This is a genomic window from Nocardia arthritidis NBRC 100137, from assembly GCF_001612765.1.
GTDB lineage: Bacteria > Actinomycetota > Actinomycetes > Mycobacteriales > Mycobacteriaceae > Nocardia > Nocardia arthritidis.
Map to the genome: position 1 here is coordinate 1 of NZ_BDBB01000080.1, position 10,787 is coordinate 10,787.

Here is a 10,787-nt window from a genome sequence, read left to right on the forward strand (position 1 = left end):
CGGGCGGCATCGGCACCCCCGCCGCCGCGGCCGCGGCCTTCGCGCTCGGCGCCGCGTACGTGGTGACCGGGTCGGTGAATCAGGCCACCCGGGAAGCGGCCCAGTGCGACACCACCAAACAGCTGCTCACCCAGGCGGATTTCGCCGACTGCGCCATGGCGCCGTCCTCGGACATGTTCGAGCTCGGCGTCCAGGTGCAGGTACTGCGCCGGGGCACCATGTTCGCCACCCGCGCGCAGCGGCTCTACGACACCTACCGCGCCTACGACGGCATCGACGCGATCCCGGCCGACCTGCGCGGCGATCTCGAGGCCACGCTGTTCCAGCGGCCCCTCGACGCGGTGTGGGCCGACTGCGTCACATACTTCACCGAGCGCGATCCGGCCCAGCTGGCCGGCGCCGACGCGGACCCGAAACGCAAGATGGCGCTGGTGTTCCGGTGGTATCTGGGGTTGTCGTCGGGGTGGAGCATTCGCGGCGAGGCCGGCCGCGTCGCCGATTACCAGATCTGGTGCGGGCCCGCGATGGGCGGATTCAACAACTGGGCGGCCGGAAGTTATCTGGCGGCGCTGCGCAACCGGCACGTCGCCGACATCGCCGACCAGATCATGCTGGGCGCGGCCTATCTCACCCGCGTCGCCCAGTTGCGCACCGCAGGCGTGCGGCTACCCGCCGACTGCGCCCGATTCGTACCCCGACCGAGGGAGGAACGATGACCACGCTGGAGAGCGGTCCGGACACCCGGACTTCCTGGATGGTGTGCCCGTTCTGCGCCGCCATGCTCTACGCCAAACGCTACGAACGTGCGGGCCGGGTGTGTCCGGACTGCGACGGGCACGGCATGCTGACTGCCGACCAGCGCATCGAGGCGCTGCTCGACCCAGGCTCGGCACAGCACATCGAGCCTTCGGCCACCGCAGCCGACCCGCTCGGCTTCACCGATTCCCGGCCCTATCCCGAGCGGCATGCGGAGGCGAGCCGCCGGACCGGGCTGCCGGACGCCATCCGCTGCGCGCGCGGCACGATCGGCGGCGCGCCGGTGGTGCTGGCGGTGATGGACTTCCGCTTCCTCGGGGGCAGTCTCGGCGGCGCTGTCGGCGAAGCGGTCACCGGTGCGGCCGAGACCGCGCTCGCGGCGCGGGTGCCGCTGGTGCTGGTCACCGCGTCCGGTGGCGCCCGGATGCAGGAGGGCATCCTCGCCCTGATGCAGATGGCCAAGACCAGCCAGGCGCTGCGTGAACTCGACGACGCGGGCGTGCTGACCATCTCCGTGATCACCGATCCCACCTACGGCGGCGTGGCGGCCTCCTACGCCACCTCCACCGACATCATCATCGCCGAGCCGGGCGCGCGCCTCGGCTTCGCCGGGCCGCGGGTGATCCAGCAGACGATCGGGCAGACGCTGCCCGCGGGCTTCCAGACCGCCGAATTCCTGCTCGAACATGGTGTGGTCGACATGATCTGCCACCGCTCGGCATTGCGCGACCGGCTGGCTCGCCTGCTCGCCCTGGCCGCCGACCGCGCCCACCGCGTCGAACTCGCCGGCGAGGTGGACCCGGTCCGCACCGACGCGGGCGAGCTCGCGCCGCGCGACGGCTGGCAGAGCGTGCGGACCGCGCGCGAACTCGGCCGCCCGACCACACTGGACTATCTGGCCGCGTCGTTCGACGAATTCGTCGAACTGCACGGCGACCGGTTGTCGGCCGACTGCCCGGCCATGATCACCGCGCTGGCCCGCCTCGACGGCGTGCCCGTCGTGGTGATCGGAACGCAAAAGGGCCACACCGCAGGCGAATTGGCGCAGCGAAACTACGGTATGCCGACCCCGTCGGGTTACCGGAAGTCGGCCCGCGTGCTGCGTCTGGCCGCCAAGCTGGGCATTCCGGTGATCACCCTGGTCGACACCGCGGGCGCCTACCCCGGCGTGACCGCCGAGGAGCAAGGGCAGGCGGTCGCCATCGCCGAATCGCTGAAGCTGCTCGCCGGGCTGCCGGTGCCGGTGGTCACCGTGGTCACCGGCGAGGGCGGCAGCGGGGGAGCGCTGGCGCTGGCGGTGGCCGATCGCGTGATCGTCTGCGAGAACGCGGTCTATTCGGTGATCAGCCCGGAGGGGTGCGCCTCGATCCTGTGGAAGGACGTCACCGCCGCGCCCCGTGCCGCCGCCGCACTGCGGGTGGACTCGACGTCCCTACTCGAGCTCGGCGTCGCGGACGGCGTGCTGCCCGAGCCGCCCGGCGGTGCACACCGCGACCCCGCCGCGGCCGCCGCCGCCCTGCGCCGTGCGCTGCGCCATGCCGTCGCCGACCTGGCGCAACTGCGGGTGGAGCAACTGCTCGACCGGCGCCACCACCGTTTCCGCGTCTTCGGACTGTCCACGAACGATCAGGAGAAGTGATGACCGAGTCCGTGACCACCGAACCGGCCGGCCGCGCCTTGAACGCGGTCGACGCCGACCAGGCGCTGGCCGTGCTGTCCCGGCACGCGCTGTCCGTGCGCGCGGAGACCGCGCCGACTTCGGTGACCGTCGCCAATGGGCCGCTGGTACTGCGGATCAGCTGGGACGGGCACCACGGGACGAGCGGACCGGCCGCCGTCGCGCCGACGACCGCCGCTCCCGTTCCCGCGGGGGCCGGCCCGGGCGTGGCATCCGCTTCGATTGAAACCCGTTCGGATGCAGATACTTTCACCCTGACAGCGGAAATCGTCGGCGTGTTCTATCGGGCGTCCGAGCCCGGCGCCGCGCCGTTCGTCAGCGAGGGCGACCCGGTGCGGGCCGGTCAGCAGGTGGGCATCGTCGAGGCGATGAAGCTGATGATCCCGGTGACCGCGAGCCGCGAGGGACGGGTGGCGCAGTTCCTCGTGGAGAACGGGGAGGCGGTCGAGCACGGCGCACCGCTGCTGATGCTCGAGGTGGTGCGATGACCGTGCGGCCGATCCGCAAGGTGCTCGTCGCCAACCGCGGCGAGATCGCCGTGCGGGTCATCCGCACCTGCGCCGAACTCGGGATCGCCACCGTCGCGGTGTATTCCGCGGCCGACGCCGATTCCGCCGCCGTCCGGCTGGCCGATCAGGCGTTCCGGATCGGCCCGGGCCCCGCGAAGCGCAGCTACTGCTACATTCCCGCCATCATCGAGGCCGCCAGGGCCACCGGCGCCGACGCCATCCACCCCGGATACGGATTCCTCTCCGAGGACCCGGATTTCGCCGAGGTCTGCGAGGCGGAGGGCTTCGTGTTCGTCGGCACGCCCGCCGCGATCATGGCGGATCTCGGTGACAAGTCGACGGCGCGTTCGCTGATGGCCGCGGCGGGGCTGCCGCTGCTGCCGGGCAGCCGCGAGCCGCTCGACACGGTGGAGGAGGCGAATACCCTCGCCGACGACATCGGCTACCCGGTGATCATCAAAGCGGTGGCGGGTGGCGGCGGCCGGGGTATGCGGGTCGTGCGGGACTCCGCCGACTTCGCCGCGGCGTGGCAGGAGACCCGCGCCAATGCCACCGCGGTGTTCGGCGACGGCCGCCTCTACGTGGAGCGCTATCTCGACTCGGCGCGGCACATCGAGGTCCAGATTCTGGCCGATCGGCACGGCATGGTGCGGCATCTCGGCGCGCGGGACTGCTCGTTGCAGCGGCGGCACCAGAAGCTCGTCGAGGAGTCGCCCGCTCCGGGGCTGTCGGAGGAACTCGTCGCCCGGATCGGCGCGGCCGCCGTGCGCGGTGCCGAAGCCGTCGGCTACGTCGGGGCCGGGACCTTCGAATTCCTCTTGGATCACGAGGGGCGCTTCTACTTCATGGAGGTCAACTGCCGCCTGCAGGTAGAGCACCCGGTCACCGAGATGGTCACCGGCATCGACCTCGTCGCCGAACAGCTGCGCATCGCCTCCGGGCTGCCGCTGGCGCTGCCGGAGGACGCCGCCACCCCACGCGGTGTGTCCATCGAATGCCGGATCAACGCCGAGGACCCGCAACGCGAGTTCGCACCCGCACCCGGCCTGCTCACCGAATGCGCGCTTCCCGGAGGGGCGTTCGTCCGGATCGACACCCATGTCGGTCCCGGCTACGCCATTCCGCCGCATTACGATTCGCTGCTCGCCAAGATCATCGTCTGGGCGCCGGACCGTCCCGCGGCCATCGCGCGGATGCGACGGGCGTTGGCCGAGACCACGATCCGCGGCCGAGGCGTCGCCACCACGACCGAATTCCTGCACGACATCCTCGACCACCCCCGCTTCCGCGCCGCGGACCACGACACCGCCCTCATCGGGACCCTCACCACGGTGTCGCGCGTCGCCTCATGAAGCCGCCGCCCTCGGACGCGGTGACGGCCCGCGTCCGAGGGCGGCGCATCCACCGACGATGGCCCGGTCCGAACTGGACCGGGCCATCGTCGTCTCCGGGTCGTGCGCTCGATCCGGATCGAGCGCCCCACTGGCGTCGGCTCCCGATATCCGGTCGAGGGCGGCAGCGCTGACCGAGTCTTCGAGGCCGTCTGAACCTGGAACCGGCGGCCTACTTCAACCCCGACCGCACGAACGCGTTGACGATGTGCCGTTGCAACAGCAGGTACATCAACAGCACCGGGAGACAAGCCAGGCTCGCCACCGCCATCATCGGCCCCCACTGATCGCCCTCGGTGCCCATGAAACTGCGCAGACCCAATTGCAGCACGCTGTTGGACCGGCGCAGCACCACCGCAGGCCAGAAGTACTCGTTCCACGCGTTGATGAACAGCAGGATCCCCAAGGCCGCCAGGGCGGGACGCAGATTCGGCACGACCACCGTCCACAGGATCGACCACGAGGAGCGGCCGTCGATCTTCGCCGCCGCCACCAGCTCTTTCGGGAAGCTCGCCATGTGCTGGCGCAGCAGCAGCACCGCCAGCGCCGAGCACAGCGTCGGCAACACAACGCCGATCAGGGAATTGACCAGCCCCAGGTTGTTCAGCAGGACGTAGTTGGGCAGCATCGTCACTTGGAACGGCACCAGCCAGGTGCCGACGAACGCCAGGTACAGCAGCTTCTGGAACGGGAAGGTGTACATCGCGAAGGCGTAGGAGGCCAGCAGCGCGATGAGCAGCTGACCCGCCGCCGAGAGCACCGCGACGAAGAACGTGTTGCCGATCAGGCCGACCACGTCGACCTTGTCGGCCGCGTCGGCGTAGTTGGCGAACGAGATCGGCCACGGGATCGGGGACAGTGAGGTGACGTCCTCGGGCCGCCGCAGCGAGGTGGCGAACAGCCAGTAGATCGGGAATGCGCACAGCACGGCGGTCACGGCCAGCAGCAGATGGCTGCCCGCCGTGCGCAATCGGTCAATCATCATGGAAGGCAACCCTTTCCGAAATCCACACCAGAATGCCCGCGATCACACCGAACCCGGCGAACAGCAGGACCCCCGCGGCGGCGCTGAGCCCGGCGTCGAAGCTGTGAAAGGCGTAGTCCCACAACAGGTAGTAGATATTGGTGGTCGCCTGCGCTGGACCGCCCTGTGTCATCGAGTCGATGAGCGGGAAGGTCAGGGTGGGACTGAGCAGCACCGTGGTCAGCACCAGGAACAACAGGGTGGGTGACAGCAGCGGCAGGGTGATCCACCGGCGGATCTGCCGGGCGCTCGCGCCGTCCACCCGGGCGGCCTCGTCGTAGTCCCCGCTGATGCCCGCCAGCCCGGCCCAGATCACCAGCACGGCGAAGCCGAGCAGCTGCCATCCGGTGATCACGATGATCACCCCGTGCGCGGTGCTCACGTCGTAGACCCAGTTGCGGTCCGAGCCGAGCACCTGATCGACGAACCCGCTACCGGGGTGCAGCAGCCAGCGCCACACCGCCGCCGCCGCGACGGGCGCGACGAGGAACGGCGCGAAGACGAACGCGTGGTAGACCGTCCGCGCCCGGCCGGACACCCGCCGACTGGCCAGCGCGATGAGCAGCGGGAGCACGACGGTGAACGGCAGCATGCCCGCGATCAGCACTCCGGTGCGGCCCACCGAGTCCCAGAACGCCGGGAGGTCCAGCAGCCGTTCGTAATTGCCTGACCCGACCGGATTCATCGGCGATGTCGGCAGCAGGTTCCACGAATACGTGGACAGCTCCACCGCTTGCACCAGGGGCCGGTAGATCCACACGACGAGCAGCACCACGGCGGGCGCCAGGTACAGGTACGGCACGGCGAACCGCCCCGCCCGACGGAACCGGGCGGGGCGATGCGACGGGGTGACCGTTTCGGTCGTTTCCGCGATCGGGAGCGGCGATTCGACGACGAACATCGAGTTACCCGGCCTCCGCCGCCAGCGCGGCGAGTTGCTCGAGCACGTCCTGCTCGGGCCGGTCGTAGAGGGTCTCGGCGGGCGTCGCCTCGATCGCGGTGGCGACCAGTGTCGTGCCCAGCAGATCGATGCGGCTGTAGCCGAAGCCGATCAGTCCCCGATGACGCCCGGCGGGGGCGATCGGGTCGATCCGGTAGGCCAGCGCCGGCCCGATCCACACCGGGATGCCCGCCAGCGCCGCCGCGCCGGTGAGGTGGTTGTGCCCGCAGACGACCAGCCGCACATCCGAATCGGCCAGCACCTCGGCCAGCAGCTCGGGCTGTTCCAGCCGCAGGTACTCGGTGGCCGCGACCGGCGAGGGGATCGGCGGATGGTGCAGCACCAGCAGCGTGCCGCGCGGCGCCGGTTCGCGCAGTTGCTCCTCCAGCCAGTCCAGCTGGTGCTCCTCGAGCCGTCCGTCGTGCCGCCGCGGCGTCGTGCTGTCCAGCGCGATCACCCGCAGGCCCGCCACGTCGATCACCTGGTCGTGCGTGGTGTCGGCATCCACCGCGGCGGGGTCGGTCCCGAGCAGTTCGGTGGCGAAGGCGGCGCGCTCGTCGTGGTTGCCCATGACGTACAGTGTCCGCGCGCCGAGTTCTTCGGCCACCGGCTCGACCGCGCCGCGCAGCCGCCGGTAGGCCTCGGGCGACCCGGTATCGGTCAGGTCGCCCGAGAGCACCAGCGCGTCGATGCGCTGCCGTGACGCCCGCAGCTGCTGCAGCACGTGGGTGAGATTGGCGTAGGTGTCCACCATCCCGTGCACCCGTTCCCCGGCGGGCCGGATGTGGGTGTCGGTCAGCTGGACGATCGTCACCTCGCTCATGACGCGGGCAGAAGTTTGGCGCCCTGGTCGCGGGCGGCGGTGAGGGTGGACTGCGGCTCCTTGCCCTGGAACACGATCGCCTCGACCGCGTCCATCATGCCGTCGCGGATCTGCAGGTAGTTGGTGCCGGGCATGGAGATCCACGGTTCCATGTTCGCCAGCTGCGCGACGTTCGGCGCCAGCAGCGGGTTCTGCTTGGACCAGGCCTGCAATCCCTCCGGGTCGTCCATCAGGCCGGTGCGCAGCGGGAGGTAGCCGATGCCCTGCGAGATCTTGGTGTAGGCGGATTCGCTGGTGAGGAACTTGATCAGCTCCCACGCGGCGCGCTGCTTGGCCGGGTCGTTGGACAGGATGTGCAGCGAGGCGCCGGAATTGGTGGGCACGGTCGGCTTGCTCGCGAAGCTGGGCATCGGCGCCGAGCGCAGGTCCCACTTGTCCTTGGCGCCGGTGACGAAGGTGCCCTGGATCGCACTGGTCTCCAGGATCATGCCGATCTCACCGCGGGCGAAGGCCTCGTAGCCCTGCTTCTGGTTGAGCTTCGGCATGCCGCCGGAGTTGACCAGCTGCTGGCTCATCGCGGCGACCTCCACCGCGGGCGCGTCGGCGAAGGTGAGCTTCGTGCGGTCCTCGGAGATCACCCGGCCGCCGTTGGAGCGCACCATCGACTGGAAGCACCAGTCCTTGGCGGTCTTGGTCAGGCAGTCGACGTAGACGCCGCCCTTGCCGGTCTTCCCGGTGATCGCCGTCGCGGCCTCGGCGACCTGCTGCCAGGTGGCGGGAGGCTTCGCGGGATCCAGGCCCGCTTCGGCGAACAGCGAGGCGTTGTAATACAGCACGGGCGTGGAGAACACGAACGGCACCCCGTAGGTGTGGCCGTCCCAGTCGGCGAGCGTGCGCGCCTTAGGCGCGAAAGGGTGCTTCGCCCCGTCGAAGTTGTGCTGCACGTTCTGCTTGCCGACCAACGTGTCCAGCGGCTTGGCGCCGAGCTGGTGGATGGTGAAGTCCAGGTCGCTGAAGCCGAGCTGGGCGACGTCCGGCGGCGAACCGGCGACCATCTGGTTCTGGATGCTGGAGATGGTGTCCGTGGCCGGATTCGGGCTGTTGCCCTGCGGCTTCTGCGCGGTCACCGTGATGTTCGGGAACTTCGTGCGGAAGTCGGCGAGCAAGGAGTTGAAGGTGTCGGTCCAGGCGCCGGCGAGTCCGTAGTTATAGGACTCGAACACGATCGACACCTGCTGGTCCGGCTTCAGCTCCGGGATCTGCGCGCTGTCGGCGTTCGAGCCGGTGGTGGTGCTCCCGAGTCCGCCGCATGCGCTGAGCGCGACGGTGGTTGCGAACACCAGGCCCAAGATGGGCGCGGTGCGTTTCACTGTGTTTCTCCTCATCGAGTAGGGGTGTACGGGTTCAGGCGACGGCGACGGGTTCGCCCGCGCTGTCGACGGGGGCGTCCTGCCGTGTCTCCTGCCAGGTCAGGCGCAGCCCGGAGGTGGGATGGAAGAGATGGATGTGCGCCGGGTCGGTGCGCAGCGCGATGCTGTCGTCCACCGCGACGCCCGCGGGGCGGGGCGCTCGGGCGCACAGGATGCGATCGCCGGTGGTGAAGTGGATCAGTTCCTCGCTGCCGAGGTTCTCCACCATCGTCACCCGGCCGCGGATGTCGGCGCCGGTCGGATCCAGGCGCAGCTGTTCCGGGCGGATACCCGCGACCACCTCCAGGTCGTGGCCGAAATCCGTGACACCGTCGGCCAACTCGGTGTCGATGCCGTCGGCCACGACGCGCAGCGAACCGCCGCGTTCGGTGACGACGGCGGGGAACAGGTTCATCGGCGGCGCGCCGAGGAATCCGGCGACGAAAGCCGACCGGGGACGGTCGTAGAGCTCGGTCGGCGTGCCCACCTGCTCCACCCGGCCCTCGTTGAGCAGCGCGATCCGGTCGGCCATGGTCATCGCCTCGACCTGGTCGTGGGTCACGTACAGGAACGTCGCCCCCAGTCGACGGTGCAGTCCGATCAGCTCGGCGCGCGTCGCGCTGCGCAGCTTCGCGTCCAGGTTCGACAGCGGTTCGTCCATCAGGAACGCGCCGGGATCGCGCACCATGGCGCGCGCCAGGGCGACGCGCTGCCGCTGTCCGCCCGACAGCGCGGACGGCTTTCGGCGCAGCAGCTCGGTCAGGCCGAGCACCCCGGCGACCTCCGATACCCGCTCGGCGATCCTCGCCCGCGGTGTGCGCCGGGCGCGCAGCGGGAAACCGATGTTCTTGGCGACGGTCAGGTGCGGGTAGAGCGCGTAGCTCTGGAACACCATCGCCAGATCGCGTTGCTGCGGCGCGTCGTAGGTGATGTCCTTGTCGTCCAGCAGGATCCGTCCGTCCGAGGGGTCCTCCAGGCCGGCGATCATGCGCAGCAGCGTGGATTTGCCGCAGCCGCTGGGGCCCAGCAGCACCATGAACTCGCCGTCGGCGATGTCGAGGCTGACCTCGCGCACCGCGTGGGCGGCGCCGAATCGTTTCGACACCGCTTCGATTCGCAGTCGTGCCACCGTCGCCCCTAGCCCGGCAGCTCGCCGGCGACGATCCAGGTCGCCACCCTGGCCGCGATCGCGGGCGCGTCCTTGATCCACAGGAAGTGGTCGCGATGCTCCACCGGCGAGTTCTCATCGATGTGCCAGTGGGTCACCCGCGCGTTCGGGATGCGCGAGACCAGGAAGTCGACATTGGATTTCGGGCCGAGCATGTCGTCGGACAGCGAGATCGCCAGCACCGGCGCGGTCAGGTTCCGCAGCAGGGTGTTGTACCGGCGCTTGCTGCCTTTGGGGCGGTAGTAGCTGGTCAGCGAGTGCATCGACCAGTCGCGCATGACACCGCCCGGCATCGGGGCCGGGATGAGCACGCCGCCGGGCCAGTGGCCCTTCCACCGGGAGACCAGCCCGATCCACTGGATCTGGCTCAGCGCCTCCCACCAGCGGCGCGCGCCGAACGCCCACCAGAAGACGGTGCCGGTGCCGATGACGGTGACCCCTGCGATCCGGTCGGGCTCGGCCGCGGTGAACAGCAGCGCGAGCTGCCCGCCCAAGCTGTGGCCGAACAGATGGATCGGCGCCTCCGGAAACCGGGTGCGCACCGCCGCGACGAGGGCGGGCAGGTCGGTCTCGATCATCTCGCGGTAGCCGAAGTCGCGGTGCAGCCCCAGCTCGGGCTTGGCCTCGCCGTGTGCCCGCAGGTCGGTCGTAGCCACCGAAAGGCCTTGTGAATGCAGCTCTTTCGCCAGCGGCAGATAGTTCTTCGCCTTCATCGCCATGGCGGGCAGGATCAGCACCACGGGTGCGCCCGGCTTCTTCGACGCCAGGAAGCGGACGGTGAAGCTCACCCCGTCGGCGGTCTCGACCGTGGTCGACTCCAGCGTGGTGAACTCCGAACGGTTCTGGGGCGCCGCGGTGGTCATCGGCCGTCCTCCGCGATGGTGACGTCGCAGACGTAGTCGAAGGTGAACTTCGCGACGACGACATCGGCGTCGTCGAGCAGACTCGCCTTGCCGGACAGTTCGAAACGCTGCGAGGCCGTCGCGGCGAGCACGTCGGCGAGTTCGCGCGGGTCCACGGTCGCGATCGCGCGGATCCGGCCGACGGCGGGTTTGCGGTAGGACGCGCTGCCGCCGCGCAGCACCAGCC

11 protein-coding genes are annotated in these 10,787 nt (G+C 69.9%); 4 read left to right on the forward strand and 7 right to left on the reverse strand.

Annotated features, from left to right (window positions below):
* The 4 genes from NA8_RS34500 to NA8_RS31915 all read left to right on the forward strand — a co-directional run.
* Nucleotides 1-716, forward strand: a 716-nt coding sequence (locus NA8_RS34500) for a beta/alpha barrel domain-containing protein (protein WP_501193541.1), incomplete at its 5' end; no start/stop codon positions are given.
* Nucleotides 713-2,395, forward strand: coding sequence for an acetyl-CoA carboxylase, carboxyltransferase subunit beta (gene accD / locus NA8_RS31905; RefSeq protein WP_063054009.1), 1,683 nt, complete (start codon nt 713-715; stop codon nt 2,393-2,395). The genes NA8_RS34500 and accD, both read left to right, overlap by 4 nt.
* Entirely contained in the window at nt 2,395-2,922 is a 528-nt protein-coding gene (locus NA8_RS31910; RefSeq protein ID WP_063054010.1) for an acetyl-CoA carboxylase biotin carboxyl carrier protein, read from the forward strand. Before accD ends, NA8_RS31910 begins: the two co-directional genes overlap by 1 nt.
* Nucleotides 2,919-4,295, forward strand: coding sequence for an acetyl-CoA carboxylase biotin carboxylase subunit (locus NA8_RS31915; protein WP_063054011.1), 1,377 nt, complete (start codon nt 2,919-2,921; stop codon nt 4,293-4,295). The genes NA8_RS31910 and NA8_RS31915 overlap by 4 nt, the downstream gene beginning before the upstream one ends.
* 211 nt (nt 4,296-4,506) lie before the next feature.
* Here the strand turns inward: NA8_RS31915 and NA8_RS31920 are convergent, their stop codons facing one another.
* The 7 genes from NA8_RS31920 to NA8_RS34505 form a co-directional block, all read right to left on the reverse strand.
* On the reverse strand, nt 4,507-5,319 hold the full coding sequence (locus NA8_RS31920; protein WP_063054012.1) for a carbohydrate ABC transporter permease: 813 nt from the start codon (nt 5,317-5,319) through the stop codon (nt 4,507-4,509).
* Nucleotides 5,309-6,259, reverse strand: a complete 951-nt coding sequence (locus NA8_RS31925; RefSeq protein WP_063054013.1) for a carbohydrate ABC transporter permease — start codon at nt 6,257-6,259, stop codon at nt 5,309-5,311. The genes NA8_RS31920 and NA8_RS31925 overlap by 11 nt, the downstream gene beginning before the upstream one ends.
* 4 nt (nt 6,260-6,263) lie before the next feature.
* Nucleotides 6,264-7,121 carry a metallophosphoesterase gene (locus NA8_RS31930; RefSeq protein WP_063054014.1) on the reverse strand — a complete coding sequence of 286 codons (858 nt, stop codon included), beginning with the start codon at nt 7,119-7,121 and terminating at the stop codon, nt 6,264-6,266.
* Entirely contained in the window at nt 7,118-8,491 is a 1,374-nt protein-coding gene (locus NA8_RS31935) for an ABC transporter substrate-binding protein (RefSeq protein ID WP_245664086.1), read from the reverse strand. The genes NA8_RS31930 and NA8_RS31935 overlap by 4 nt, the downstream gene beginning before the upstream one ends.
* Nucleotides 8,492-8,525: 34 nt before the next feature.
* On the reverse strand, nt 8,526-9,659 hold the full coding sequence (locus NA8_RS31940) for an ABC transporter ATP-binding protein (RefSeq protein ID WP_063054016.1): 1,134 nt from the start codon (nt 9,657-9,659) through the stop codon (nt 8,526-8,528).
* 8 nt (nt 9,660-9,667) lie between these two features.
* The gene (locus NA8_RS31945) at nt 9,668-10,561 is read right to left on the reverse strand and encodes an alpha/beta hydrolase family protein (protein WP_063054017.1); all 894 of its coding nucleotides are present in this window, start codon (nt 10,559-10,561) and stop codon (nt 9,668-9,670) included.
* On the reverse strand, nt 10,558-10,787 hold a 230-nt coding region (locus NA8_RS34505), incomplete at its 5' end, for a hotdog family protein (protein ID WP_501193542.1). The genes NA8_RS31945 and NA8_RS34505, both read right to left, overlap by 4 nt.